Below are 26,180 nucleotides of genomic sequence, written 5' to 3'. Positions count from 1 at the left end.
GGGTCAGGCCAGCTTCACCTGAACGGCGTGCGCCATCTCGTCGGGCAGTTCGAAGCCGTCGTGGCCGGGCACGGTGATGATCACCGAACCCTGCTTCGTCTCCACCGTGACGCGGGCGTCGGGCACCACGCCCGCCTCGCGCAGGCGGCCGATGACCTCCGGGTCGGTCTGGATGTGCTCGGCGAGCCTGCGCACGACGACGGCGTGCCGCTGGCCGTGCGGCAGGTCGGACAGGCGCAGCAGCGTCTCGTCGGCGGTCACCGGCGGAATGATGCCCAGTTCGTCCAGGCCGGGGATGGGGTTGCCGTACGGGGAGGTGGTGGGGTGGTTGAGCACCTCGACCAGACGTCGCTCGACGTCCTCGCTCATCACGTGCTCCCAGCGACAGGCCTCCGCGTGCACGTTCTGCCAGTCCAGGCCGATGATGTCGACGAGAAGCCGTTCGGCCAGCCGGTGCTTGCGCATGACCGCGACGGCCATGCTGCGCCCCTTCTCGGTCAGCTCCAGATGACGGTCGCCGGCGACCAGCAGCAGACCGTCACGTTCCATGCGCGCGACGGTCTGGCTCACGGTGGGACCACTCTGTTCGAGGCGCTCGGCGATCCGGGCGCGCAGGGGCACCACGCCCTCCTCCTCGAGGTCGTAGATGGTACGGAGATACATCTCCGTGGTGTCGACCAGATCCTTCACCTGTTACCCCTTCGTCGGCACGAATTCTACCCACGCACGACGGCACCCCCGTGTGCCGGATCGTGCCGCTCCACGCTGCGCACGACACCTCCGGCGACATCGCGGGAACCCGATCGGCGCACGGCAGGCGGCCGTGAGCGTACTTTCTTGTATTTGTACTGCATAGGAACGTTTCGCGGGGTTCCTTGCTTCCCGCTAGCGTTGCGATCATGGCCACTGCACCGCGCGGCGAACCTCGGGCGCCGATTCCGCTCGGAACGAGCCGCACCGGAACCGTCGTCTGGAGCGAGCGGTTCCTGGATTATCGCTGGACTCCGGAGCACCCGATGCAGCCGGCGCGGCTGAAGTTCACCATGGCGCTGGCGGCGAGTCTCGGCTTGCTCGACGGCGTCGAAGTGCTCGAACCCGCCGCGGCCGACCGTCAGGATCTGCTGCGCATCCACACCCCCGACTACCTCGACGCGGTCGAACGCGCCGTGCCGCCGATGGGTTCGCCCGCCGCGCCGCCCTACGGCCTCGGTTCCCCGGACAATCCGGTGTTCCCCCGCATGCACCAGGCCGCGTCCACCATCGTCGGTGGCACCCTCGCCGCGGCGAGGGAGATCGCCGAGGGCCGCGCCACGCGAGCGGTGAGCATCGGCGGTGGCATGCATCACGCCATGGCCGATTCGGCGGCGGGCTTCTGCGTGTACAACGATCCGGCGGTGGCCATTTCCTGGCTGCTCGACCACGGATTCGACCGCATCGCCTACATCGACGTGGACGTGCACCACGGCGACGGCGTGCAACGGGCCTTCTACGCCGACCCGCGGGTGCTGACCATCTCGCTGCACCAGCATCCGGCCACCCTGTGGCCCAACACCGGTTGGCCGGAGGAGACGGGCGTGGGCGCGGCGGAGGGCACCTCGATCAACCTGCCGTTGTTGCCCGGTACCCGGGACGCGCAGTGGCTGCGCGGTTTCCACGCCGTGGTCCCGGGCGCGGTAGCCGCGTTCGGCCCGCAGATCGTGGTCAGCCAGTGCGGGGTGGACAGCCATCGCGAAGATCCGCTGGCCGACCTGGAACTGACCGTCGACGGACAGCGCGCGGCCTTCCGCGCCATGCGCGAGCTGGCCGACCGTTATGCCGAGGGCCGCTGGCTGGCCGTAGGCGGTGGCGGATACGGATTGGTCCGGGTGGTGCCGCGGGCCTGGACCCACCTGCTGGCCACCGCGCTGGACCGCACCATCGACCCCGCGACGGCGATCCCACCGGACTGGAGCGACATGATCCGCGCGGCGGCGCCGAGGGCGGACCCGCCCCTCACCATGGGCGACGGCGGTGACGTCGCCTACCGTCCATGGGACGGCCCCGGCGGTACCGGTGAGACCGGTGACGCGCGGGTCGATCGCGCCCAGCGTGCCGTCGACACGGCCGTGCTGGCCACCCGCCGAGCGACTTTCGGGTTGCTGGGTCTGGACCCGGAGGATCCTCGTGACTGACTTCCCCGATACCGCGGACACTCCCGCCGCCCCGCCCCCGCCGCCGCAACACTGGTTCGCCGACGTGCTCGCCTCCGACGGTGGGGTCGTCCGGCTGCGCCCGATCATTCCCGACGATGCCGAGCGGCTGCAGGAGTTCCACGGGGCGCTGTCGGATCGCACGAGGTATCTGCGGTATTTCGGGCCGTATCCGCGCATCTCGCCGAAGGACCTGTATCGCACCACCCATGTCGACTATCACGACCGGGTCGGCCTGGTGCTGGAACTGGGCGAGGCGATCGTGGCGGTGGGCCGCTACGAACTGCTGGAACGGGACGGACCGCGGGCGGCGGAGGTCGCGTTCGTGGTCGCGGACGGCCATCAAGGCCGCGGGCTCGGCTCGATCCTGCTGGAGCATCTGGCCGGCGCCGCCGCCGAGAACAAGATCGAGACCTTCGTCGCCGAGGTGCTCGCGGAGAACACCGTGATGGTGACGGTCTTCCGGGACGCGGGCTATCAGGTCGAGCGCAGCCGGGACGGGTCGGTCCTGCATCTCGAGTTCGCCATCGACCCCACCGAAGCCCTGCTGTCGGTGCGCGATTCGCGCGAACGGGCGTCGGAGGCGCGCAGCGTGGGCAACCTGCTCACGCCGCGGTCGGTGGCGGTGATCGGCGCCACCCCCGCGACCGGGCGGGTCGGCGGGGCGGTGCTGGCGAATCTGCTGTCGGGCCTGTTCCAGGGGCCGGTGTTCCCGGTGAACCCGAACCGCAAGTCGGTGCGCGGGGTACGGGCATACGCGACGGTCAGGGAGATTCCCGACGAGGTCGATCTCGCCGTGGTGGCGGTGCCGCCCGCGGCGATCGGGTCGGTGCTCGACGACTGTATGGCCAAGGGCGTCAAAGGACTCGTGGTGCTCACCGCGGGCTTCGGCGAGACCGGTGAACAGGGGCTGGCGGCCGAACGCGAACTCGTGGCGGCCGCTCGTGGTCACGGCATGCGTGTGGTCGGGCCGAGCGCGCTCGGCATCGCGAACACCGACCCGGCGGTCGCCATGAACGCGACGCTCGCCACGGTGTTGCCCGGTCGCGGACGAATCGGATTCTTCTGCCAGTCCGGGCCGTTGGGCGCGGCCATTCTGGGGGAGGCCGCTGCCCGCAATCTCGGTTTGTCGACATTCGTATCGGCTGGAAACCGCGCCGACGTCTCCGGTAACGACCTGTTGCAGTACTGGGACAGCGACCCGGACACCGATGTGGTGCTGCTGTACCTGGAAAGTTTCGGCAATCCACGCAAGTTCTCCCGGATCGCGCGCCGGGTGGCACGGACGAAGCCGATCGTCGCGGTGAGCAGCGGCCGCTCGGTCGCCCAGCCCGCGGGGGACATGGATCGTTCGATCGTGCGGGACCTGTTCGCCCAGGCCGGAATCGTCCAGGTCGACTCGATCTCCGAACTGTTCGACTGCGCCGCTCTGCTCGGCTATCAGCCGTTGCCGCGCGGCTCGCGGCTGACGGTGGTCGGCAACAGCACGGCGCTGAACTGGCTTGCCGTCGACGCGGCCCAGGGGGAAGGCCTCGAGGTCGGTGAGCCGATCAACCTCGGCCCGCAGGCGACGCCGGGCGCGTATCTGGACGCCTTGGTCGCGGCGCTGCGCTCGGACGAGACAGACGCCGTGATCGTCGTTTTCGCCCCTCCGGTGCCGCTGCCGACCGCGGGATTCGCCGACGCGATCCGGGCGGCGGCCGCTGCGGTGCCCGAGGCGACGAAGCCGATTCTCACCACGTTCGTCGCCGAGCAGGGCATTCCGAACCTGCTCGCGGTGCGCGGTCCCGGCGCCACGGCGGCGCACGGTTCCATCCCGTCGTATCCGGATCCGGAACGCGCGGCCCGGGCGCTGGCCAGGGTGCGGCGATACGCCGAGTGGCGAACCAAGCCGGTCTCGCCGGTGGTGCGTCCGGAAGGCATCGACACCGACCGCGCGCGCCGATTGGTTGCCGGCTGGATGGCCGGCTCGGGCGGTCGCCGGCTCACCGATCTGGAGACGGTGGAACTGCTCGCCTGCTACGGCATTTCGGTCGTCGAGTTCCGCGAGGTGCGCAGCGCGGAGGAGGCGGTGGCGGCCGCGGAAGAACTCGGCTATCCGGTAGCGGCCAAGGCGACGGGTGAATTGTGGCGGCGAAGACCGGATCTCACCGGCGTCCGCCTCGATCTGTGGCGACCGGAAGCGGTCCGGCAGGGATACGCGGATCTGGCGGAGCTGTGCGGTGATCCGGTGCTGCATATCCAGAGGATGGCCACCAAAGGCGTCGGCTGCATCCTGCGCGTGCAGGACGACCCGTCGTTCGGCTCGGTGATCGAATTCGGCCTGTCAGGCCTGATCATCGAGTTGCTCGGCGACCGCGCCTACCGCGCGCTGCCGTTGACCGCCGATGAGGCGACGGCCCTGATCGACGCGCCGCGGGCCGCGCCGTTGCTGTCGGGCACTCCGGCGAGCCCGCGCGTGGACAAAGCCGCGCTCGCCGAACTGGCGCAGCGCATTTCGGCCCTGTTCGACGACCTGCCGGAGATGCGGGAACTGGCCTTCGATCCGGTGCTGGCCTCGCCGACCTCCGCGGAGATCCTCTACGCGCGCGCCCGTATCGGTCCGGAGCCCAGCCGTTTCGACACCGGTCCGCGCCGACTGGGTTGAGCCTGGGGATCGACCGGGCGAACTGCCCCGAGTATGGCGCGGGTGCGACATCGGCTCGCACACGTCACAGCGGAGCGGTTCGATAACGGGCGATCGCCGATGCCGCGATCTGAAGGATGGCACGTTCGTCCGAAAGAAAGGCCTGCTCGCCATGAAGATTCGCAGTGTTGCCCTCTTGTCGCTGCTCGCGGCGGCGCTCACCGCGTGTTCCGTCAGCGTCGGCACTCCGAAAGTCCAGGAGGCCGACTTGGAGAAGTCGGTCAAGAACTCGCTCAGCGAGAAGGTCGGTCAGGAACCCGACGCGATCGACTGCCCCGGCGATCTCACCGGCAAAGAGGGAACCACCATGCGTTGCACGCTCACCGCGGGCGGGGACACCCTCGGTGTGCTGCTGACGGTGACCTCCGTCGAGGGCGACACCGTGAAATACGACATCGCGGTGGACCAGAGCTGAGGCCGAGAAGGATGTAAGCGGGGGATACGACACCGCCGACCGGCTCGCGCGACGCCCGGAGGGGACGGGCACGCGCGCATACCGGTCGGCGCGGGAAGGTGACCCCGGCGGAAGGGTCACCGAGCCGAACGCCGGCGCTGTCTCGAGACGGCCGGCGCCGGACGGTCAGCTGGCGTAAGCGCGGAGCCGGTCGGCCCGCTCGCCCTTGCGCAGCTTCGCCATGACTTCACGTTCGATCTGACGCACCCGCTCGCGGGAGAGACCGAAGAGCTTGCCGATCTGGTCCAACGTGCGCGGCTGGCCGTCGTCCAAGCCGAAACGCAACCGGATGACCTGCTGTTCGCGCTCGTCGAGGGTGGCGAGCACGCTGCGCACATCGTGGTGCAGCAGGCCGGCGATGACCGCGGACTCGGCCGAGGTGGCCTCGGAGTCTTCGATGAAATCGCCCAGCGGGGCCTCTTCGTCGTTGCCGACCGGCATGTCCAGGCTCACCGGGTCGCGGCTGTGGTCGAGCAGATCGGAGATCTTGTCGACCGGAATGCCGGATTCGGTGGCCAGTTCCTCGTCGGTGGCCTCGCGGCCCAGCTGCTGATGCAGTTCGCGCTTGATCCTGGCCAGCTTGTTCACCTGCTCGACGAGGTGGACGGGCAGGCGGATGGTGCGACTCTGATCGGCCATGCCGCGCGTGATGGCCTGCCGGATCCACCAGGTGGCGTAGGTGGAGAACTTGAAGCCCTTGGCGTAGTCGAACTTCTCCATGGCCCGGATCAACCCGAGGTTGCCCTCTTGGATCAGGTCCAGCAGCGGCATGCCGCGGCCGGTGTACCGCTTGGCGAGCGAGACAACAAGGCGCAGGTTGGCTTCGAGCAGATGCGACCGGGCGGCCTGGCCGTCGCGCACGATGATCGCCAGATCACGCTTGCGGGACGCGGACAGTCGCTTGCCGGTCTCCAGCAGGTACTGCGCGTAGAGGCCCGCCTCGATGCGCTTGGCCAGCTCGACCTCGTCGGCAGCGGTGAGCAGTGCGGTGCGGCCGATCCCGTTCAGGTACACACGTACCAGGTCGGCGGCAGGGCTCTGAGCGTCGAGGTCCGAATCGCTGGTGCGCACACGAGTGGTGGCGGGGCTTGTCATGACTTGCCTCCTGTCGGTGGTGTCTCACTCCGATAAACGGACCCGACAGGGAGAAAGTTCCCCGTTACGGCTGGCATAAACCGCTCTGATCAGCGGTTTTCGCCCCTCTCGTCTGAGAAGTTCCTGAGAAGCGCCGCAGCGCGGGGACGATCCCCGGCCAGGACCTGCACCGGCCGGCGCGCGGCTGCCGTTGCCTCACACGGGCTTGATCAATCCGTGCCGTACCAGCCCGGTGACCACGGACAACGCGTCGGCGGCGAACTCGGCGCCCACCTCGTCGGATCCGTGGGCGAGCGCCAGCAGTTCGATCAGCTCGTACAACGGCAGGCCTTCGGGACGCATTCCCGCCAGCAGCGAGATCGTGGTCTCATCCACTTCGTGCTGCCAGCGGGGGCCGTCACCGCGATGCAGCCGCGCCACCTCGGGCGCCCACCCCTCGGCGCCGTGCAGGTACACCCGCTCCAGCGCGGTCGCCGGGTCCACGGCGAAACGCGAAGACAAGGCGAGATTTTCGTCACCGGCGACGGCTCGCAACCAGGCCGAGCGCTCGAAGTACCGGATGGCCTCCGCCCCGAGCGGATCGTCGAAGCCGTGGGTGAGGTCCTCGGCGAGCAGTTCGGTCGGGCCGTCGATGGCGCGCAGGTAGACGAATCCGAATCCGATCCCCGCCACGTCGGCGGCCTCGAAGGCGTCCAGCCAGCGCTCCGCGCGGGCCTGCGCGGCGGGATCGCGCGGGTCGGCGCCCGCGTCGCGCAGCCAGGTGCCCACGTACAGGGCCGGGTCGGCCACATCGCGTTGCACCACCCAGGCGTCCACACCGTGCGCGGGCAACCAGGACGAGACACGTGCGCGCCAATCCTCGCCGTCGACATGGACCCACGCGGCGAGCATCGCGGCGGTGCCGCCGGGGGCGAGCAGGTCGGCGGCCTGCGAGATGACCAACTCGCTCGCGCCATCGAGCGCGAGACCGGAATCGCGATAGGTGTGCTCGACCCGGCCCGGACCCACCACGAAGGGCGGATTCGCCACCACTTGGTCGAAGCGCCTGCCCCGCACCGGTTCGAACCAGGAGCCCTCCACCAGCTCGATGTCCAGCTCGTTGAGCGCCGCGGTGGCCTCGGCCAGCCACAACGCGCGGGGGTTGACGTCGGTGGCGGTCACCCGCCGCGCGTAGGAGGCGGCGTGCACCGCCTGCACGCCGCACCCGGTGCCGAGGTCGAGCACCGTGCCCACCGGCCGGGTGGGCGTGGCGCGCAGCAGCGAGAGGGAGGCGTGGCCGACGCCGAGGACGTGATCCTCGGTCAGCGTGCGCCGCCGCATCGAGTCGTCGAGGTCGGACAGGACCCACCGCGTCCCCGCGCCCGCGTCCAGCGGCCGCAGGTCGAGCGCCGCACGCACTTCGTCGCCGTCGCGCTCCAGCAGGCCGGCGGCGACCGCGCGGTCGATGTCCACGGGTGCCAGCGCGACGGCCACCTCCCGCTCCGGCAGCGCGTCGCCGAGCAGCAACAGGCGGATGAGGGTGCCGAGCTCGCCGGCCGCGCGGGCCGCCCTGCGCACGGGCACGGGCTCCGACCGGCCCAGTGCCGCGTGTGCGTCGCCGAGCACCGCGAGCAGGGTGTCGGCGTCGTAGCCCGCCCGCACGAGCGCGGTCCGCAGATCCGGGCACAAGGCGGTGAGCAGCGATCCGGTGGTCATCGATCGGTTCGTAGGCACACCGGTACTCTGCCACCGCGACCGCCGGACGCGAGTCGGACGCCCGCTGTGTCACGGCGCCGCGATGACTCCGTGGCCGCCGGAGACTGGGTCAGACGCCGCTGGGGTCGCGTCCGGTGACGCAGTACAGCGCGTCGCCGGGGTCGCTCAGGACGATCCAGTGCTCGTGGCGTTCCACCACGGTCGCGCCGAGCGACTCGTGCCACGCGGCGGTGGCTTCCACATCCTCGGCAGCCAGATCGACATGCGCGCTGGTCGGGCGGTTCTCGCCGAGGCGCTGCAACAGCAGCTGCGCGGGCAACTGGCGCTCCGCGCTGCGCAGCCGCGCGAACTCCGGCCGCCTGCCCTGCTGGTAGGACCACCCGGTCAGCAGCTTCCAGAAGCGGGTCTCGACCTCGTGGTCGTCGGGGCCGATGTCCAGGCACACCTGATCCAAGCGCGACAGCGTGCCGTCGGGAGCCCGCACGGCGGGCGCGGGCGTGCTCGTCGCGCGGCCGCTTGGCGTCAGGCAGAACGTCTGGCCGCCGGGGGAGCGCAGCACGGCGTAGTCGGGATGGTTGGCGACCAGTTCCGCTCCCAGGTCGAGCGCGGTGCGCACGGCGGACGGGATGTCGTCGACGTCCAGGTCCAGGTGCACTCCGCCGAGACCGGTCACCGCTTGCATCTTGACGCTCGCCGCGGCGAACAGCGCCGGGTCCGGCAACAAGGTGAGGAACTCGTCGTTCGCACCGCGCCGAGGGGAGAGCTCGGTGCCGGTGACCGTGGACCAGAACTTCGCGCAGTCGTCGAAACGCTGCGCCGGGCGGTCCAGGAAGACCCAGATCCACCGAATCATGTGCACTCCTGTCTCGTCGCCCGCGTGTCCGGTGATCATGGTGAGCGAGGCTGCATGCGACCCTAGGTACACGTGCCCGGCTTGTCGAGAAAATACCCGCGCCCCCGAGTTTGGCGCGAATTTGATGCTAAGTGGCATTTCAGCCACTCGTTGCGGACGCATAGTTCGGGCACGCTCGTCGGGTGACCGAACTGCAGACGCCGCCCCCTGTTTCGCTCGATTCCCCGCCGCGCCTGCGGTTGCACCCGGCGTGGCTGGTCGCGGCCGTCGGCTTCGTCGCCCTGCTCGGCGCGGCCGGGTTCCGCTCCGTGCCCAGCGTGCTGATGGACCCGCTGCACGAGGAGTTCGGCTGGTCGCACGGGACCATCGGGACGGCCGTCTCACTGAATCTGCTGCTCTACGGCCTGATCTCGCCATTCGCCGCCGCGCTGATGGACCGCTTCGGCATTCGCAGGGTGGTGGCGTGCGCGCTGCTGCTGGTCGCCGCGGGCAGCGGGCTGACGGTGTTCATGTCCCGGCCGTGGCATCTCGTGCTGACCTGGGGGCTGCTGGTCGGTATCGGCGTCGGGTCGATGTCGATGCCGTTCGTCGCCACGATCACCGGACGGTGGTTCGTGCGGCAGCGCGGTCTGGTCACCGGTGTGCTCACCGCCGCGGGCGCGACCGGGCAACTGGTCTTCCTCCCGCTGGTGTCCGCGCTGGCGCACGCCCACGGCTGGCGGGTGCCGTCGCTGATCGTCGCGGGCGCCGCGCTGGCCGTGGCGCCGCTGGTGCTGCTGTTCATCCGGGACTACCCCAGCGACCTCGGCGTGCGCGCCTACGGCGCCGAACCGGACAGCACGGCGGGTCTGCGCGTGCCCGCCGCCGCCGGCGCGTCGCGGGCGCTCACGGTGCTCGCCGCGATCGCGCGCCGTCCCGGTTTCTGGTTGCTGGCCGGCGGGTTCGCGGTGTGCGGCGCGTCCACCAACGGGCTGGTCGGTACCCACTTCGTCAGCGCCGCGCACGATCACGGCATGCCGCCGACCACCGCGGCGAGCCTGCTGGCCCTCGTCGGCATCTTCGACGTGGCGGGCACCATCGCCTCGGGCTGGCTGACCGACCGGATCGATCCGCGCTACCTGTTGATCGGCTACTACACGTTGCGTGGCCTGTCGCTGCTGATCCTGCCCGCGCTGCTGGGTCCGGACACGCAGCCGAGCCTGTGGGTGTTCATCGTCTTCTACGGCTTGGACTGGGTGGCCACGGTGCCTCCGACGGTCGTGCTGTGCCGTGAACTGTTCGGCGCCGACGGCCCGGTCGCCTTCGGCTGGGTGTTCGCCTCGCACCAGATCGGCGCGGCGGTGGCGGCCACCGGCGCGGGCCTCATCCGCGACCTGCAGGGCGGCTACGACCTCGCCTGGTACCTGGCGGGCGGTCTGTGCGCCGCGGCCGCCGTGATGTCGGCGGTCATCCGCAGGACGCAGGCCGCGGCGGGGTGATCCGCTCCCGGCGGGTTCAGCCGTCGATGGCGTTGTGCGGGCGCGACTCGATGGCCGTGCGCGGACGGTCCCACCGGCTCGGCTCGTCCTTGCGGCGCGGCGGACGGTCGTTGGCGATCAGCACCGCGATCCAGGGCAGCGGAATCGACGCGGCGATGATCAGGATGGACAGCAGCGGGTTGCCGAACGCGCTGTATGCGATCGCGGCCAGGACCAGGCACGGTATGCGGAACGCCATGATGATGGTGTACCGGCGCACCCGGGCCCGGTGCTGGTCGTCCAGTGAGGGCGCCGCCTCGGTGATCAACGCGGGATGCTTGTCGTCACTGCCTGGGAAGTATCCGGAGGAACGGCGGGGCTGCGTCGGCATCGTCACGTCGGGGTGCTCTTCGCGGTCGCGGCCGTCGGCGGATGAGGAATCGCCGTTCTGCTGCATACCCCGAGTCTTCCACTCGGGGTCCGCCCGCGCACATGCCGAGGTCGTTTTCCGGTTTTGCGATGGTGTCGCTCGATGCGATACCGAGGCCCGTTCCCGCTTCTCGGTGGTGCGCTCGAGGCGATACCGAGGTCGGCTCACCGGGTTCGCAATCGTGGTCGTCTCCCGGGTGACACCGTGGTCAGCGAGGTTGTCGCGGGATGCGGCATCATGGAGTGCGTGAGCACCGACACCATGGTTCGCCCGGATACGACGACCGACGAGACGACGGGCGACGACACCCCGAAGTTCTTCCACTACGTGAAGAAGGACAAGATCGCCGAGAGCGCCGTGCTCGGCACCCACGTGGTCGCGCTGTGCGGAGAGGTCTTCCCGGTGACCCGCTCGCCCAAGCCCGGCTCTCCGGTGTGCCCGGAGTGCAAGAAGGTCTACGACGGCCTACGCAAGGGCGACTGAGGCGAAGCGCTACTCGCCGGACGAGGACCGCGCCGCGCGCAGGTCGAGCACGGCGCGGCGGCCGTCGGGGTCCGTGTCGTCCGGATCCGGCGCGGCCTCGTCCCGCTCCGCGGTGTCCGCGTCGGTTCCGCTCTCTCCGCGCACCTGATTGGCGATCCACTCCTTGACCTGCTCCATGCGCGTCGCGCGGGCGGGCCAGAACTCCTGCACCGCCGCGTTGAACTCCGCGCCCAGGATCACCGCGAAGCCCAGGAAGAACGTGAACAGCAGGAACGCGATCGGCGTCGCCAGCGCGCCGTAGGTGACGCCGGTGCGGCTGACCCAGGACAGGTAGCGGCGCAGCACTTCGCTGGCCGCCATGAAGAACACGCCGGCCACCAGTGCGCCGCCGAAGAGCCGGTGCCAGGGCAACGAGGTGTGCAGTGCCAGCTTGTACAGGGTGGTGAGCCCGACGATCAGCAGCAGGCCGACGCCCGGGTAGTAGAAGAAGTCCAGCAGTTGCAGTCCGGTCGCCCGCCAAGCGGTCGGCAGCACCCGCCCGATCAGCGTCGGCCCGAGCGCCACCAGCGGCAGGATGAACACCGACGCCGCCAGGAACAGCACGTACAGCAACAGGGCGAAGATGCGCTGCCATACCGGGTGCCGCGCGTCCTGCTGATCGTGGGCCTCCACGATCGAGTCCACGAAGGTCGCCATCGCCGACGATCCGGCCCACAGCGACAGTACGAAGCCCACCGACACCACCGCGCCGCGCCCGCGCCCGAGGACGTCCTGCACCGTGGGCTCGATGAGATCGGTCACCACGTTCGCGCTGAACAGATCCCGGCTGAACGCGATGATCTTGGACTCGACGATCTGCACCGTGTCCGGGCCGAACCAGCCCCCGACGTAGCCGAGACTGCCGAGCAGGCCGAGCAACAGCGGCGCCAGCGACAGCGTCTGCCAGAACGCCGCGGCGGCCGACTTGGCGAAGATGGAGTCGGCCCAGGCCTTCTCCGCCACCCGCATGCTCAGCGCCGCGGCCCGCCTGCTCACCCGCGTGGCCCGTGCGCTCGCGCGGTCGGCCCACGTGGGCGAGCGCACGGCGACGGCGCGCGTCGGCGGTGCGTCGGTCCGCGGCGGGTCGCCCGGGAGGGCGTGGTGCTCGGTCATCGTCCTTACAGCATCGCGCACTTCGGCGATCGGCATCGGGTGTGCGCGATGTGTCGGTGGGCGCCGGGTGAACTTCCAGCGTCCTGGCTGGTGGCCGTGTGATGCCCATCGCGCCCGCCGCGTCGGTTTGGCGACACGCCGTGCCGGGCCGCTAGGGTCGTCTGCGTGACTGGGTCGGGTGGCGCCGCTGTGGCGGGAGAAGCAGAGACGCCGGGCGATTCCAAAGCGGTGACCACCGCCTCCGGTGGTTCCCTGCGCGCCTGGCAGCGACGTGCGCTGACGAAGTATCTGGCCACCAAACCGCGGGACTTCCTCGCCGTGGCGACCCCGGGGGCGGGCAAGACCACCTTCGCGCTGCGCGTGGCCGCCGAACTGCTGGCCGACCGCACCGTGGACCAGATCACCGTGGTGGCGCCCACCGAACATCTCAAGCACCAGTGGGCACAGTCGGCGGCGCGCGCCGGGATCGCCCTCGACTCGCGGTTCTCCAACTCCACCGGCGGCACCTCGGGGGACTATCACGGTGTCGTGGTCACCTACGCGCAGGTCGCCGCGCATCCCTCGCGCCACCGCGTGCGCACCGAGAATCGCAGGACACTGGTCATCCTCGACGAGATCCACCACGCGGGAGACGCCAAGAGCTGGGGGGAGGCCACCGCCGAGGCGTTCGCCGACGCCACCCGCCGCCTCGCCCTGACCGGTACCCCGTTCCGCAGCGACGACAGCCAGATTCCGTTCGTCGTCTACGAACCCGACGAGTCCGGATTCCCGAAGTCCCGCGCCGACCACACCTATGGTTACGCCGAGGCGCTCGCCGATGGCGTGGTGCGGCCGGTGGTCTTCCTGGCCTACTCGGGCGAGGCGCACTGGCGCGACAGCGCGGGCGAGGAGTACTCCGCCCGCCTAGGCGAGCCGCTGAACGCCGAGCAGACCGCGCGCGCTTGGCGGACCGCGCTCGACCCGGCCGGCGACTGGATCTCCGCGGTGCTGCGCGCGGCCGACATCAGGCTGCGCCAGAAGCGCGCTTCCGGCATGCCCGACGCGGGCGGCCTGGTGATCGCCACCGACCAGGACCGTGCCCGCGACTACGCCGAACTGCTGGAACACATCTCGGGTGAGAAGCCGGCGCTGGTGCTGTCCGACGACCCGGCGTCCTCCAATCGCATCGCCGAGTTCAGCAACAGCACTCAGCCCTGGATGGTCGCGGTCCGCATGGTGTCCGAGGGCGTCGACGTGCCGCGCCTCGCCGTCGGCGTGTACGCGACCAGCGCTTCCACGCCGCTGTATTTCGCGCAGGCGATCGGGCGTTTCGTGCGCGCCCGTCGGTCCGGCGAGACCGCGACCGTGTTCCTGCCCTCGGTGCCGGTGCTGCTGGATCTGGCCGCGCAACTGGAACTGCAGCGCGACCACGTCATCGGCAAGCCGCACCGGGAGAAGAACGGCTTGGACGACGAGCTGCTCATCGACGCGAACAAGCAGCAGGACGAGCCCGGCGAGCAGGAGAAGTCCTTTGTCGCGCTGGCCGCCGACGCCGAGCTCGACCAGGTGATCTACGACGGCTCATCCTTCGGCACCGCGACCTTCGCCGGAAGCGATGAGGAAGCCGACTACCTGGGCATTCCCGGCCTGCTAGACGCCGAGCAGATGCGCGCGCTGTTGCGTGAGCGGCAGGCCAAGCAGGTCGCCGAGCGCAGCACGCCCGTCCCCGATCCCGGCCCGCAGGTGGCGGGCGCCGCGGAGCGGGTCGCCACCGCCGATCGGCTCGGCGAGCTGCGGCGTGAACTCAACAGCCTGGTGGCGATGCATCACCATCGCACCGGCAAGCCGCACGGGGTGATCCACGGTGAGTTGCGCCGCGAGTGCGGCGGGCCGCCGACCGCGTTGGCCACCGCGGAGCAACTCGGTGAGCGCATCGCCGCGCTGCGCCGCAAGTAGTCGTCAGCGGGCGGGGACGGGCCAGGCGGCCATGGCGCAGTCGATGGACGCCGTGAGTTCCGCCAGCGACGCGCCGTCTCGCGCCTGGATGGACAGGCCGTAGAGGACCGTGGTGTAGAAACCGGCGAGCGCCGCGGTGTCGGTGCGCGGCGGCAGATCGCCCTCGGCGACGCCGCGCTCGAGCCGTCGCCGGATGTCTTCGGTGGTCTCGCGGCGCTTGTCGATCAGGAAGTCGCGAATGCCGGTGTTGCGGGTGGTGTAGGTGGAACCCGCGAGCACCACCATGCACCCGTGCGGCTTGTTCGCTTCGGTGTAGGCGGCCGCGTTGTCCCGCAGCATCGCCTCGACGGCCGCCCGCGCGGTGGGTTCCTCACGCAGCGCGCGGGCGGTGTGGCCGCCGTCGGTGTGCCCGTAGAGTTCGACGGCCGCGCGGAACAGTGCCTCCTTGCCGCCGAACGCGGCGTACAGGCTGGGTGAGTTGATTCCCATCGCGTCGGTGAGGTCGCTCATCGACGCGCCCTCGTAGCCGTGCTCCCAGAACACCTCCATGGCGCGGCGCAACGCCTCGGCACGATCGAAAGCGCGCGGTCGTCCCCGTTCAGCCATGCCCGACCTTTCTGTGTCGATCGTTAAATATACCCCTTGACATCGCCGCGGCGAATGCGCTTGGCTATTTATGTACTGATCGACACAAAAATTGGAGGAGTACCGATGGCGGAGCTGACGGGCAAGGTCGCGCTGGTCACCGGGGGCAGTCGCGGGATAGGCGCTGCGATCGCGCGCCGCCTCGCCGCTGCGGGCGCGGACGTGGCGCTGACCTACCAGCACGCCGAAGAGCAGGCGAAGACGGTGGTCGGGGAGGTGGAGGGGCTCGGGCGCCGAGCCGTCGCGATCCGGGCCGACAGCGCCGACGCCACCGCCGTGCGGGCGGCGGTGGACCACGCGGCGTCCGCACTCGGCGGACTGGACATCCTGGTCAACAACGCGGGGATCTTCCCGGCGAAGCCGTTCGCGGAATTCACCGTCGCGGAGGTCGACAACGCGCTCGCCGTGCACGCACGTGCGGCGTTCGTCGCCGCGCAGGCCGCGGTCGCGCACATGACCGACGGCGGGCGGATCATCAGCATCGGAACCAACCTGACCGATCACGCCCCGTTCGACGGCGTGACGCTCTACAACCTCAGCAAGTCCGCCCTCAACGGCTTCACCAAGGCGCTGGCGCGTGAGCTGGGCCCGCGTGCGATCACTGTGAATCTCGTGCAGCCGGGCTCCACCGACACCGATATGAATCCGGTCGACGGCGCGCACGCGCAGCGGCAGCGCGACCTCACCGCGCTCGGCCGCTTCGGCGCCGCCGACGATGTCGCGGCCACGGTCGCCTTCCTCGCCGGGCCGTCCGGCCGCAGCGTGACCGGCGCGTTCCTCACCGTGGACAGCGGCACCAACGCCTGATCAACCGGTGAAATACCGCCCCGGCGGTACCCCGACCGCCCGCCGGAAAGCCGCGACGTACGCGCTGGGCGTCGCGTAACCGACCCGGCCCGCGATCCGCGCGATCGGCATGCCCGCGGCGAGCAGCGGCAGCGAAGCCGCCAGCCGGATCTGGGTGCGCCACTGGCCGAAGCCCAGACCCGTCTCGGCCACGAACAACCGCGCCAGCGTGCGCGGGCTGGCGGCGACGTGGGCGGCGAACTCGGCCAATGTGCGCGGATCGGCCGGATCGGCGGCGAGCGCGTCGGCCACCTGCCGCGCCCGGGGATCGGTGGGCGGATGCGCGCCGATCGGGATCACCGACACGGGCTCGAGCAGATCGAAGACCACCGCCTCGGCACGCGCTCGCCGCTGCGGGGTGGGGTCGGCCGTGGTGAGCAGATCGAACAGCTCGTGCAGGAGCCGGGTCACGCGCAACATGGTCGGCGCGCCGAAATCGAGCGGGCACCGGCCGGGGTCCAGGAAGATGCCGCGCATCGCCGCGCCGTCGCAGGTGCCGGTGCGGTGCGCGGTGCCCGCGGGAACCCACAGTGCTCTGGTCGGGGGTAAGACCCAGCGGTTGTCGCCCACCTCGACCGCGAGGACGCCGCGAGACGCCCAGGCGATCTGGTGTTGCGGATGCTCATGCCATTCGAACCAGTGCCCCGCGGGCAGCACCCCGATCCCGAACACCATGGCGGTCGCGCCGGTGGGAGCGGGATGGACCACGGCATGGCCGTTCTGCGACACAACGTGTCACCGTAGCCTGTCGTGCCAGGCGCGGTCCGTCCCTAGCGTCACAGGAATGGCGATGAACACACTTCACCGATTGCTGTGCCGCTCCTCGATGTGGGAGAAGGCCAGTGCGACGCGCATCGTGCCGTGGGCGCTGTCCGGTCTCGACCTCGGCGCCGACACCCTGGAGATCGGCCCCGGCTACGGCGCCAACGTCGCCGCGCTGCTGGCCAGGACCTCGGCGCTCACCGGCGTCGAGATCGATCCGGCGCTGGCCGCGCGGCTGCGCGACCGGCACGGCCGGTCGATGACGGTGATCGACGGCGACGGCGCGGACATGCCTTTGCCTGAAGAACGATTCGATTCGGTGGTCTGCTTCACCATGCTGCACCACGTGCCCTCGCCCGGCAGGCAGGACGCGTTGTTCGCCGAAGCCCTGCGGGTGTTGCGCCCCGGCGGGGTGTTCGCGGGCAGCGACGGGCTCGACGGCCGGATGTTCCGGCTCATACACCTCGGGGACACCTGCGTGCCCGTGCCGCCGGAGACCGCCGCCGACCGACTGCGCCGCGTCGGCTTCACCGATGTCGAGATCGATTCCGGCGCAAGCAGTTTCCGCTTCCGGGCCAGGAAGCCGGAGTGAGCCGGGCCCTGCGGGTCCCGAGGCCGTCCTGCGGTTCAGCGCGGCGTCGTGGTGAAGAAGCGACGAGGGTCGAGCGCGCTGATCGGCGTCCATCGCGTCGCCGGTGCGGGCTCGTCCGAATTCCCCGGCGCCATGGCGAAATACCCCTGGATCGCCAAGCCGAGGCGGGGGTCCTCGTCGACTCGCCGCGCCATCTCGTAGAAGACGGCCAAGACGTGCACGCACCGTGTCTTGCGCGCCGTGCACGAACAGTCGGTCCCCGCGAGCACGGGCGCGAGCGCGATCCCGGCCGCGCTGATCGCGCGATGCATGTCGTCGGTGGGCATGGCCGGTTCCGTCACGACCGCGGCGATCGCGCTGATGGTCTGCCGGGACAGCGGGGCCACCTCCACCTGCGTCACCGACGCCTGACCACCCCGGTGGATGGTGGCCCGCACCTCGCCTCCCTCGACGGTGGCCTGCACGCCGTTGTTGCGCGCGATGCTGCGGGCGCGGGGCAGCAGCGGGTCCGGCCGGGTCTGGTGCAGCGGCTCGGCCAGCCGCACCCAGTCCATGCCCCATGCCGTGTAGCCGAATTCGTTGTCCGCCATCAGTTCTCCCTCTTGCGGCGCAGGATCTCGATCAGCTGGGCGTCGTCCAGCGCGGCCAGCGCCGCGATGCCCGCCGCGTCGGCGAGGTCGCGCAGCGCCGCCTTGCGGCCGTGCATGCCCGCGATGTGCTCCTCCACGGTGGTGGTCGAGGTGAGCGTGGTGACGGTGACCGTGCGGGTCTGGCCGATCCGGTGCACTCGGTCGGAGGCCTGCGCCTCCACCGCCGGGTTCCACCAGCGATCGAAATGGACGACGTCGGCGGCGCGGGTCAGCGTGAGTCCGGTGCCTGCCGCGCGCAGGCTGAGCACCAGCACCGGCGGCCCGTCCTCGGCCTGGAAGCCGGTGACGATCTCGGCGCGCTCGGCCTGCGAGAGCCCGCCGTGGAAGAACGGCGCGCGCACACCGAACCGCTCGGCGAGATGCCGCACCAGCAGCTCACCGGTCTGCCGGTACTGCGTGAAGATCAATGTCGGGCTTGCGGTTTCGAGGTTGGCGGCGATGATGTCGGTGCACAGGTCGAGTTTCCCGGACCGGCCTGCCAGCTCGTCGAGCTCGCCGGTGATCAGCCCGGGATGGTTGCACACCTGCTTGAGGGCCGTCAGCGCGGCCAGCACCCGGCCGTGGCGCTCGATGCCCGTGCCGAAGCCGTCGTCGACGGCCTTGTCGAGCAGCTGGTCGTAGAGCAGTTCCTGTTCGGGGGTGAGGTCGCAGAGCAGGTCGCTGTGGATCTTCGCGGGCAGTGCGGCGGCGACCTGACGCTTCGTGCGGGCCAGCACCACCGGTTCGATGGTGTCGCGCAACCGCGCCGCGGCGGCGGCCGAACCCTCGTGGATCGGCCGCACGAAGCGCCGCCGGAACTGCGTCCGGTGCCCGAACAACCGCGGCGCCACCAGGTGCAGCAGGGCCCACAGCTCCTCCAGATGGTTCTCCACCGGCGTGCCGGTCAACGCGACCGTCGCGGCCGCGTCGATCGCGCGCGCCGCCTTCGCGACCTGGGTGCGGGGATTCTTCAGCGCCTGCGCCTCGTCGAACACCGCCGTCGCCCAGCTCCGCCGCGACAGCAGCTGCCCGTGCAGACGCAGCGTCGGGTAACCGGCGATGACGATCGTCGCGGCGTCGGCGTCGGCGTCGACGGCTCCGCCGCGCCACACGACCGCGCGCAGCCCCGGCGCGAACCGGCCGATCTCATGGGCCCAGTTGCCGACCAGCGAGGTGGGGCACACCACCAGCTGGGGACCGGCCTCGGCCCGGTCGAGCAGGAAGCCGATGGTCTGCACGGTCTTGCCGAGGCCCATCTCGTCGGCGAGCACCGCCCCGCCGTGGGCGGCCACCGTTTCGCGCAGCCAGCCGACACCGCGGGCCTGGTAAGGCCGCAGCCGGGCCTTCAACGTGGTCCGCAAGTCCGCGGCGACCGCCTCGGTGTCGCGCAGGACGCCCAGCGCCCGCTGTGCGGAGACGACGGCCGTGCCGGAGGCGTCGGGAACGGCGTGCGCGGCGATGGGCAAGGCATCGGAGTCCGGGGCCTGCGGTTCGCAGGCAGGGTCGGCGAGCACGGAACGCATCACCCGCTGCCAGGCCAGGACCGACTCTCCCGGGTGTTCGAGACGCGAGCCGGCGAAGGTCTCGGGATCCACCAAGGCGGCGTCCACGTCGACGACCTCGAGGGCTCCGTCCACGCCGATCGGGGCGGCCAGCGCGATGGTCTCGCGGTCACCCGGGCCGGTCGGAGCGGGCCCGGGAGTGTGTCCGAGCCAGGTCCAGAGCGCGAACATGTGCCGATCCGGTAGATAAGTGACCTGTGTGCTGAACAGGATCCACCCCTCAAATCAACGTATGGTGTACGGAGTAGTGTAACGCCCACCGTACCGGATAGGTTCCGAGGAGCCAGTGAGCGACGACGTCACCTCCGACGAGGCCCAGCGGCTGATGAGCTTGCTGTGGCGGCACGAACTTCCGCCGCGTCCGGCGGGGCGTGGACCGAAACAGACGGTCAGTGTGGACGCGGTGGTCGCGGCGGCGGTCGCGCTCGCCGACCGGCACGGCTACGAGAAGGTCTCCATCCGCACGGTCGCCGCCGAGCTGGGGCTGCGGCCGATGAGTCTCTACACCTACGTGCCGAGCAAGGAGGCGTTGACGGCGCTCATGGTCGACGCGGTGGCCGAGGAGGACGCTCCCATTCCCGCGGATCTGCCGCCGCGGGAGCGCCTCGCCGCCGTGGCCCGTCAGATCCGGGCGGAACTCCTCGCGCATCCCTGGCTGCTCGAGGTGTCGCCGTGGCGGCTCGTGCTCGGGCCGGGACGGATGCGTCGGTACGAACGCCAGCTGGCCGCGATCGACGGGCTCGGCTTGCCCGACGTGGCGATGGACCGGGCCATCGCCGTGCTGTCGGAGTTCGCCACCGGAAACGCGCGCATGGCGGTGGCGGCCGCTCGGGAGACCGCGCGCATGAGCGACGCGCGCTGGTGGGAAGTGCACGGGCCGCTGCTGGCCGAGGTGATGCCGCCGAGCCGGTTCCCGCTGGCCGCACGCGTCGGTGCGGCGGTGGGCGAGCTGTACCAGGCGCCCGCCGACCCGGACGGCGCGTTCGAATACGGCCTGGCCAGGCTGCTGGACGGCATCCTCGGCGCGGACCGATCGCCGCCGGACGCATGAGCAGCGGGCGACCTGTGGGTCGCCCGCTGCCGGTGGAAACGGTGTTCTGTTGTCCGATGCTGTTGTGTCAGGACGCGAGGAGCAGATCAGAGCGCGGGAGCGGACTCCGTGTCGATCACGGCGTCCAGCTCACGCAGCCGATCCATGTGTTCGTTCGCGTGGTGCTGGCAGAAGAGCAACTCTCCACCCGCGGGCAGTACGGCGCGCACTCGGGCTGCCGCCCCGCAGCGGTCGCAACGATCGACCGCGGTCAGTGGGGTGCTTGTCAGGGTTCCTGGCATGACTCCTCCGTCCTGGCTCCCGGTCCCGACGACCGTTCACCTGGTGTGGGGCCCGTGGTCACTCACCACGAGCTCGCTACCGCTACTTCCCAGCAGGGGTATTGACTACTCTGTCAGACGTTCGGGACGGGGGACTTTGTTCCCGCGGATGAAGCAGTGTGTTTTCGATAACACGACCAGGGATTTCGCTACGGGCGAACGCCACAGGTCCTGCCGCCGATGTGTGCTGCATCACAACCTCGATCGACCGATTAAGTTGTCTACCGGGAGATTACCCGTGACCTGTGACACTCACACGCTGGTTCACCTATGCACTTTGGATGAATGGCTTTCCGCGCGGCAAACAGGGGAGTACCGTGCCCCCTCACTCGCCGAAGCGGGGTTCATCCATCTCTCCTCGCCGCAGCAGGTGCACCTGCCCGCGAATCGCTTGTTCGCGGGGCGGCGCGATCTGGTGCTGCTGCGGATCGACTCCCGCCGCGTCGGGTCACCGATCAAATGGGAGCCGGGGGTCCCGACCGATCCGGAGTCGATGCTCTTCCCCCACCTGTACGGCCCTTTGCCGGTGGGCGCGGTCACCGGGGTCGCGGAGTACCTGCCCGAAGCGGACGGGACATTCGCCCCGCTCCCGGCGTGACTACCGGTCGCGGAGCTCACGCGCCACGATGGCGGCCTGAACCCGCGACCGCACACCGAGTTTCGCCAGCACCCGGGAGACGTGCGTCTTGACGGTCGTCTCACCGATGAACAGCCGGCCCGCGATCTGCGCGTTGGACAGACCGTCGCCGAGGCAATCGAGCACTTCGCGTTCCCGTTCGGTGAGTTCGCCGAGCCCCGGAGGAGCCGACTGCACCGCAGCGTGATTCGACGCGGCGAACGCCGAGATCACCGCCCGCGTCACCTCCGGAGCCAGCACGCCGTCCCCCGCCGCGACCGCGCGCACCGCCTCGACCAGCGCCCGGCCCGACGTGGATTTCAGCACGAACCCCGAAGCGCCCGCCCGCAGTGCGCGAAAGACGTACTCGTCCAGGTCGAACGTGGTCAGGATCAGCACCTGCGCCAGGCCGTCCGCGGTGATCCGCTCGGTGGCGGTGATCCCGTCCACTCCCGGCATGCGCACGTCCATCAGCACCACCTGCGGCCGTAGCGCTTTGGCCTGCGCCACCGCGACATCGCCGTCGGCGGCCTCGCCGACCACGTCGATATCGTGCTCCACGTCCAGGATCATCCGCAGGCCGGCACGGATCGCGGCGTGGTCGTCGGCGATCACCACACGAATCGTCATGCGGGGCCCGCGCTTCCGAGCGGCAGGGTGGCCAGCACTTCCCAATGGCCGGCATCGTTTCCCGCGCGCAGACTTCCGCCGAGCGCCGCGGCCCGCTCGCGCATGTTCACCAAGCCGCGGCGCCCGGCGCGAGCCACGGACCGGGACGGCCGCGCGGGCGCGGTCCGGTTTCGGACGGATATGGTCAGCATCTGCTCCCCGGTGCGCACGTCGATCGAGACCTCTTGTCCCGGAGCGTGTTTCATGGCGTTGGTCAAAGCCTCCTGGACGATGCGATAGGCGGCCTGGTCGACCGCGCTGGGCAGCGTGGTGGCGTCGAGTGCTTCGTGGACCCGTACCGAGATCCCCGCCGCGCGCGCGGCGTCCACCAGGATCGGCAACTGCGCGAGGGTGCGCGGCGCGGCCACCTCCGCGGCGCCGTCGTCGCTGCGCAGCAATCCGATCATGGTGCGCATCTCCTCCAGCGCGCTGACGCTGTTGGCGCGGATGGCGCGCACGATCCCGGCCACCGCCGGGTCGGCGTCCGGGCGGGCCAGTACGCCGAGCGCCGCCTCCGAGTGCAAGGCGATGGCCGACAGATGCCCGGCGATCACGTCGTGCAGGTCACGCGCCATCGTGGTGCGCTCGTCGGCGACGGCCGCGCGGCGGTCGAGTTCGGCGACCAAGGTCAGCGCCTCGGCGCGAGTGCGCTCGGCGTGCGCGACCTCCTTGTGCGTGCGCACCGAGTTCGCCCACCAGATCGGCGTCGCGACGAAACCGAACACCGCCACCAGCGCCACCGCGACCGCGCGCAGGTCGCCGGTCAGCGCCATGGTCAGCGCCACCACGACGGCGCAGAGCGCCGACCACGCCAGCGCCGTGATCCGCGACGCCCTGCGCCCGGCGTACAGCACGGCCGCGTAGATCAGGTCGGCGTAGACGATCCACACCGGCACCGTGGCGCCCAGCCGGATGTCGACGGCCAGCGGGACCAAGCCGGCCACCATGGCCGCGACCGGCGTCCGGCGCCGGCAGGAGGTCGCCAGGCACAGCACGGCCAGCACACCGCACCGCACCCACAACGACACGTGCTCGCCCCGCTCGGTCATGGTGGACAGACCGGCGAGATACAGCGCCGCGCCGCCGGCGAACGCGATCACCGCGCCCAGCGCGTCCCGCATCCGCTCCGGCACATCCGCCCACCGCCGCACGCCCTCCATCACAGCACAGCGTCCGCGACGCGCCATCGGCCGAAGTGATGACCGATCCGTTCGCCGAGGGGGTGATCCGGTTAATCTGGAGGCGTGAACGTCGACGTCACCGCACTACCCGGCATCGGTGTCCGGAAGGACTTCGAAGTGCGTTCCGGTCGCCGAATCGGCGTGGTCGCCCACCGCGACGGTGATATCGACCTGATCGTCTCCAAGCTGGACGATCCCGACGCCTGTGCCGCGCAGATCCCCCTGACCACCGATGAGGCGGCGGTGCTGGCCAACCTCCTCGGCGCGCCGCAGCTGGTCGCCAAGCTCAACGACGACCACCGCGACATGCCCGGGATCACCACGCGCCAGCTCCCGATCGGGGACGATTCGCCCTACGACGGGCGCACCCTCGGCGAGACCGAGATGCGCACGCGCACGAAGGCCTCCATCGTGGCCGTCATGCGGGCCGGGCAATTGCATCCCTCGCCCGGCCCCGATTTCACCTTCACCGCGGGTGACCTGCTCGTGGTCGTCGGCACCCCGGAGGGCTTGGATGCCGCCGCGAAGATATTGACGCACGGCTGAGCCGTGACGGACACCGCGCTCGCCCTGATCGAGCTCGGAGCGGTTCTTTTCGTTCTCGGCATGCTGGGGCGTGTAGCGGGCCGGATCGGCATGTCGCCCATCCCGCTGTACCTGCTCGGTGGTGTCGCCTTCGGCCAGGGAGGGCTCATCGAACTGCGGGCCGCCCACGACTTCGGTCATATCGCCGGCGAGATCGGCGTGGTGCTGCTGCTGTTGCTGCTCGGCTTGGAGTACACGGCGGCGGAGCTGGTCACCGGCCTGCGCCGCTCGTGGGCGGCCGGTGTGGTGGACATCGTGGTCAACGCCTCGCCCGGGGCGGTGGTGGCGCTGATGCTCGGCTGGGGTCTCGACGGCGCGATCACGATGGCGGGGGTCACCTACATCTCGTCCTCGGGCATCGTGGCGAAAGTCCTCGACGACCTCGGGCGCCTGGGCAACCGGGAGACACCGGTGATCCTGTCCATCCTCGTTTTCGAGGACCTGGCGATGGCGGTGTACCTGCCGATTCTCACCACGGTGCTGGCCGGGCTCAGCTGGATCAGCGGGTTGCGTGCCCTTACGGTGGCGCTGATCACCATCACGCTGGTGCTCTTGGTGGCCCTGCGCTACGGGCGGTACGTCTCGGCGATCGTGGACAGCGCCGACCGTGAGGTCTTTCTGCTCACGCTGCTCGGCGCGGCCCTGCTGGTGGCAGGCGTCTCCTCGGCGCTGAGCGTGTCGGCGGCGGTCGGAGCGTTCCTGCTGGGCATCGCGATCTCCGGCTCGACCGCGCACGCGGCGGCGAAGATGCTCGAACCGCTGCGCGACCTGTTCGCGGCCATCTTCTTCGTGGCCTTCGGGTTGAACACCGACCTGCGAGCGATCCCGCCGGTGCTGGGCTGGGCGATCGCGCTGGCGGCGGTCACGGTCGTGACGAAGGTGGCGACCGGCTGGTGGGCCGCCGCGCGCGAGGGCATCCGGCGGATGGGCCGGGCCCGGACGGGCGCTGCGCTGGTGGCACGGGGCGAATTCTCCATCGTCATCGCGGGACTCGCCGTGAGCGCGGGCGCGATGGACGGTCAGCTCACCGCGCTCGCCTCGACCTACGTCCTGCTGATGGCGGTGCTCGGCCCGATCGCGGCGCGGGTGGTCGAGCCCGTGGTCGGGGTGCTGCAGAACCGCGGCCGCCCCGCACCCCAGGTCTCCTGATCAGTCCTCGACCACGCTGGCTCGACGGGCGGCGGTCCGCTCCAGCCGCCGCCAGAGCAGGCTCGCGATCGCGCCGACCGCCAGCCCGATCACGGCGGCGCAGAGATGGCCGTAGTCGGTGAACGTCGGCTCGACCCACAGCGCCACCCCGAGCGCCGCGAGGAGCGCGCACGCCCACACCAGCCGCGCCTTGCCGCGGAAGCGGAAAGCCAGCGCCGCCAGTACGGCCGAGAAACCGTAGCTGGTCCCGACATCCGCGGCGACCGCCACCCGCAGCGGGATGAGGCCGCGGTCGATGGCGTGGGAGATGCCGGTGACGGTCAGCAGCGTCGCTCCGATGTGCCCGGTGGCGAACAGCAGGATCCAGCGCGCGGTGCCCAGCCAGCGTTCGGCATACGCCATGACGACCAGGAACCCGGCGATGGTCGCCCAGGGAAATCCGCCGTCGGTCCAGAACGCCGAGGCGACCAGCACCTGCACCGGGTTGTGCCGCATGTTGTAGAGGTTGGTCGACGCGGAGAAGATCAGTCGGCGCTCGACCGAGTCACCGACCCCGCGAAGCGTCCACCACGTGACGAACAGCGTGAACGCGTAAGCGGTGCTGGCGGGCGCTGCCCCCAGATGCGCGCGGATCGAGGGCAGCAGCCGCCGCGGCAGCCCGGGACGCCGCAGCCAGGCCGAACCGTCGCGCAACTCGGCGCGCAGGTCGACCGTCCGCGTCCACGGTGACCGGAGCCAGCTCGGAGTCGAGGTCGAGGCAACCACCCCGCAAGTCTGCCGGGCGGGGCGCAGGGGCGGCGGCAGGCGCCGGTGTGCGCTGTGTCACGGGTCGGTGTGCGCGACCATGACGGCCGTTTCACGCTTCAGGGCATCCCGCTCCGGCGCACCGCACAGCCGCGATGTCAGGAGAACCGCACAGGAGCGAGCTGCATGGCGAGAAGGGCAGAACACCGCCTCCGGTCACCCCTTGGGCAGGTGTGTCGGCCGCCGTGATCCCGCCGCGGCGCACCGCGCGGAAACGTCTGCACGGCGATGATCATCCCCTGAGACCTGAGCCGAAACTACCGGACCTGGCAGGTCGGCGTCGATCCTCGGCGAAGTCCGGGACGCGAGCGGAACGCACTGCAGCGCAAGGGGAATCGAC

26 protein-coding genes are annotated in these 26,180 nt (G+C 70.6%); 12 read left to right on the top strand and 14 right to left on the bottom strand.

Features of this window, described 5'->3' with window-relative positions; genetic code table 11:
• Positions 1 to 3: 3 nt before the first annotated feature.
• Complete coding sequence (locus ACH49X_RS03790; RefSeq protein WP_195082204.1) at positions 4 to 690, bottom strand: metal-dependent transcriptional regulator; 687 nt, start codon at positions 688 to 690, stop codon at positions 4 to 6.
• Positions 691 to 899: 209 nt separating this feature from the next.
• On the opposite strand from ACH49X_RS03790, the gene ACH49X_RS03785 reads away from it, so the two are divergent.
• The 3 genes from ACH49X_RS03785 (at position 900) to ACH49X_RS03775 (ending at position 5,290) form a co-directional block, all read left to right on the top strand.
• Positions 900 to 2,171, top strand: coding sequence for an acetoin utilization protein AcuC (locus ACH49X_RS03785; RefSeq protein WP_357108005.1), 1,272 nt, complete (start codon positions 900 to 902; stop codon positions 2,169 to 2,171).
• Positions 2,164 to 4,836 carry a GNAT family N-acetyltransferase gene (locus ACH49X_RS03780; protein ID WP_357108002.1) on the top strand — a complete coding sequence of 891 codons (2,673 nt, stop codon included), beginning with the start codon at positions 2,164 to 2,166 and terminating at the stop codon, positions 4,834 to 4,836. Before ACH49X_RS03785 ends, ACH49X_RS03780 begins: the two co-directional genes overlap by 8 nt.
• A gap of 151 nt (positions 4,837 to 4,987) precedes the next feature.
• Positions 4,988 to 5,290 (top strand): DUF4333 domain-containing protein, encoded by a 303-nt coding sequence (locus ACH49X_RS03775; RefSeq protein ID WP_195082207.1) that lies wholly within the window; start codon positions 4,988 to 4,990, stop codon positions 5,288 to 5,290.
• A 165-nt stretch (positions 5,291 to 5,455) separates the two neighbouring features.
• On the opposite strand, the gene ACH49X_RS03770 is transcribed toward ACH49X_RS03775, so the two are convergent.
• The 3 genes from ACH49X_RS03770 to ACH49X_RS03760 form a co-directional block, all read right to left on the bottom strand.
• Positions 5,456 to 6,424, bottom strand: a complete 969-nt coding sequence (locus ACH49X_RS03770; RefSeq protein WP_063021056.1) for a sigma-70 family RNA polymerase sigma factor — start codon at positions 6,422 to 6,424, stop codon at positions 5,456 to 5,458.
• Between the two features lie 195 nt (positions 6,425 to 6,619).
• Positions 6,620 to 8,119: a methyltransferase gene (locus ACH49X_RS03765; protein WP_357206769.1), complete on the bottom strand. Its 1,500-nt coding sequence runs from the start codon at positions 8,117 to 8,119 to the stop codon at positions 6,620 to 6,622.
• A 109-nt stretch (positions 8,120 to 8,228) separates the two neighbouring features.
• Positions 8,229 to 8,972 (bottom strand): VOC family protein, encoded by a 744-nt coding sequence (locus tag ACH49X_RS03760; protein WP_195082209.1) that lies wholly within the window; start codon positions 8,970 to 8,972, stop codon positions 8,229 to 8,231.
• Between the two features lie 182 nt (positions 8,973 to 9,154).
• Here ACH49X_RS03760 and ACH49X_RS03755 point away from each other — a divergent pair, with 182 nt between their 5' ends.
• On the top strand, positions 9,155 to 10,450 hold the full coding sequence (locus ACH49X_RS03755; protein ID WP_357107993.1) for an MFS transporter: 1,296 nt from the start codon (positions 9,155 to 9,157) through the stop codon (positions 10,448 to 10,450).
• A gap of 16 nt (positions 10,451 to 10,466) precedes the next feature.
• On the opposite strand, the gene ACH49X_RS03750 is transcribed toward ACH49X_RS03755, so the two are convergent.
• Entirely contained in the window at positions 10,467 to 10,820 is a 354-nt protein-coding gene (locus tag ACH49X_RS03750) for a DUF3099 domain-containing protein (RefSeq protein ID WP_323124447.1), read from the bottom strand.
• A 285-nt stretch (positions 10,821 to 11,105) separates the two neighbouring features.
• Here ACH49X_RS03750 and ACH49X_RS03745 point away from each other — a divergent pair, with 285 nt between their 5' ends.
• Positions 11,106 to 11,342 carry a DUF3039 domain-containing protein gene (locus ACH49X_RS03745; protein ID WP_039799212.1) on the top strand — a complete coding sequence of 79 codons (237 nt, stop codon included), beginning with the start codon at positions 11,106 to 11,108 and terminating at the stop codon, positions 11,340 to 11,342.
• 9 nt (positions 11,343 to 11,351) lie between these two features.
• On the opposite strand, the gene ACH49X_RS03740 is transcribed toward ACH49X_RS03745, so the two are convergent.
• The gene (locus tag ACH49X_RS03740) at positions 11,352 to 12,494 is read right to left on the bottom strand and encodes a YihY/virulence factor BrkB family protein (RefSeq protein WP_397068768.1); all 1,143 of its coding nucleotides are present in this window, start codon (positions 12,492 to 12,494) and stop codon (positions 11,352 to 11,354) included.
• Positions 12,495 to 12,683: 189 nt separating this feature from the next.
• Here ACH49X_RS03740 and ACH49X_RS03735 point away from each other — a divergent pair, with 189 nt between their 5' ends.
• Positions 12,684 to 14,429 carry a DEAD/DEAH box helicase gene (locus tag ACH49X_RS03735; protein ID WP_397069153.1) on the top strand — a complete coding sequence of 582 codons (1,746 nt, stop codon included), beginning with the start codon at positions 12,684 to 12,686 and terminating at the stop codon, positions 14,427 to 14,429.
• Between the two features lie 3 nt (positions 14,430 to 14,432).
• On the opposite strand, the gene ACH49X_RS03730 is transcribed toward ACH49X_RS03735, so the two are convergent.
• Positions 14,433 to 15,035, bottom strand: a complete 603-nt coding sequence (locus tag ACH49X_RS03730; protein ID WP_357206767.1) for a TetR/AcrR family transcriptional regulator — start codon at positions 15,033 to 15,035, stop codon at positions 14,433 to 14,435.
• Positions 15,036 to 15,140: 105 nt separating this feature from the next.
• Here ACH49X_RS03730 and ACH49X_RS03725 point away from each other — a divergent pair, with 105 nt between their 5' ends.
• Complete coding sequence (locus tag ACH49X_RS03725) at positions 15,141 to 15,881, top strand: SDR family NAD(P)-dependent oxidoreductase (protein WP_195082214.1); 741 nt, start codon at positions 15,141 to 15,143, stop codon at positions 15,879 to 15,881.
• On the opposite strand, the gene ACH49X_RS03720 is transcribed toward ACH49X_RS03725, so the two are convergent.
• The gene (locus ACH49X_RS03720; protein WP_357206765.1) at positions 15,882 to 16,649 is read right to left on the bottom strand and encodes a helix-turn-helix transcriptional regulator; all 768 of its coding nucleotides are present in this window, start codon (positions 16,647 to 16,649) and stop codon (positions 15,882 to 15,884) included.
• Positions 16,650 to 16,704: 55 nt separating this feature from the next.
• Here ACH49X_RS03720 and ACH49X_RS03715 point away from each other — a divergent pair, with 55 nt between their 5' ends.
• A complete protein-coding gene (locus tag ACH49X_RS03715; protein WP_195082215.1) occupies positions 16,705 to 17,274 on the top strand; it encodes a class I SAM-dependent methyltransferase in 570 nt (189 codons plus the stop codon).
• 35 nt (positions 17,275 to 17,309) lie between these two features.
• Here the strand turns inward: ACH49X_RS03715 and ACH49X_RS03710 are convergent, their stop codons facing one another.
• Both ACH49X_RS03710 and ACH49X_RS03705 read right to left on the bottom strand, forming a co-directional pair.
• A complete protein-coding gene (locus ACH49X_RS03710) occupies positions 17,310 to 17,864 on the bottom strand; it encodes an SWIM zinc finger family protein (protein WP_195082216.1) in 555 nt (184 codons plus the stop codon).
• Positions 17,864 to 19,636: a DEAD/DEAH box helicase gene (locus ACH49X_RS03705; RefSeq protein ID WP_357206764.1), complete on the bottom strand. Its 1,773-nt coding sequence runs from the start codon at positions 19,634 to 19,636 to the stop codon at positions 17,864 to 17,866. Before ACH49X_RS03705 ends, ACH49X_RS03710 begins: the two co-directional genes overlap by 1 nt.
• Positions 19,637 to 19,790: 154 nt before the next feature.
• Here ACH49X_RS03705 and ACH49X_RS03700 point away from each other — a divergent pair, with 154 nt between their 5' ends.
• On the top strand, positions 19,791 to 20,516 hold the full coding sequence (locus ACH49X_RS03700) for a TetR/AcrR family transcriptional regulator (RefSeq protein WP_195082392.1): 726 nt from the start codon (positions 19,791 to 19,793) through the stop codon (positions 20,514 to 20,516).
• A gap of 86 nt (positions 20,517 to 20,602) precedes the next feature.
• Here ACH49X_RS03700 and ACH49X_RS03695 read toward each other — a convergent pair whose 3' ends face one another.
• Complete coding sequence (locus ACH49X_RS03695; RefSeq protein WP_036538000.1) at positions 20,603 to 20,797, bottom strand: hypothetical protein; 195 nt, start codon at positions 20,795 to 20,797, stop codon at positions 20,603 to 20,605.
• Between the two features lie 277 nt (positions 20,798 to 21,074).
• Here ACH49X_RS03695 and ACH49X_RS03690 point away from each other — a divergent pair, with 277 nt between their 5' ends.
• On the top strand, positions 21,075 to 21,434 hold the full coding sequence (locus ACH49X_RS03690; RefSeq protein WP_357206762.1) for a DUF952 domain-containing protein: 360 nt from the start codon (positions 21,075 to 21,077) through the stop codon (positions 21,432 to 21,434).
• Here ACH49X_RS03690 and ACH49X_RS03685 read toward each other — a convergent pair whose 3' ends face one another.
• The gene (locus tag ACH49X_RS03685; protein ID WP_195082219.1) at positions 21,435 to 22,082 is read right to left on the bottom strand and encodes a response regulator; all 648 of its coding nucleotides are present in this window, start codon (positions 22,080 to 22,082) and stop codon (positions 21,435 to 21,437) included. It abuts the gene before it with no gap.
• Positions 22,079 to 23,281 carry a histidine kinase gene (locus ACH49X_RS03680; RefSeq protein WP_357206761.1) on the bottom strand — a complete coding sequence of 401 codons (1,203 nt, stop codon included), beginning with the start codon at positions 23,279 to 23,281 and terminating at the stop codon, positions 22,079 to 22,081. Before ACH49X_RS03680 ends, ACH49X_RS03685 begins: the two co-directional genes overlap by 4 nt.
• Positions 23,282 to 23,365: 84 nt before the next feature.
• On the opposite strand from ACH49X_RS03680, the gene ACH49X_RS03675 reads away from it, so the two are divergent.
• Both ACH49X_RS03675 and ACH49X_RS03670 read left to right on the top strand, forming a co-directional pair.
• Complete coding sequence (locus ACH49X_RS03675) at positions 23,366 to 23,848, top strand: cation:proton antiporter regulatory subunit (RefSeq protein ID WP_067808878.1); 483 nt, start codon at positions 23,366 to 23,368, stop codon at positions 23,846 to 23,848.
• A 3-nt stretch (positions 23,849 to 23,851) separates the two neighbouring features.
• Entirely contained in the window at positions 23,852 to 25,036 is a 1,185-nt protein-coding gene (locus ACH49X_RS03670; RefSeq protein ID WP_195082220.1) for a cation:proton antiporter, read from the top strand.
• On the opposite strand, the gene ACH49X_RS03665 is transcribed toward ACH49X_RS03670, so the two are convergent.
• Positions 25,037 to 25,801, bottom strand: a complete 765-nt coding sequence (locus tag ACH49X_RS03665; RefSeq protein WP_357206759.1) for a rhomboid-like protein — start codon at positions 25,799 to 25,801, stop codon at positions 25,037 to 25,039. It abuts the gene before it with no gap.
• Positions 25,802 to 26,180 lie beyond the last annotated feature (379 nt).

Origin of the sequence: Nocardia sp. NPDC019323 (assembly GCF_044389845.1) — a bacterium.
Lineage (GTDB): Bacteria > Actinomycetota > Actinomycetes > Mycobacteriales > Mycobacteriaceae > Nocardia > Nocardia implantans.
Note: the sequence above shows the minus strand (reverse complement) of the source record. Positions and strands in the feature narration are given on the sequence as shown.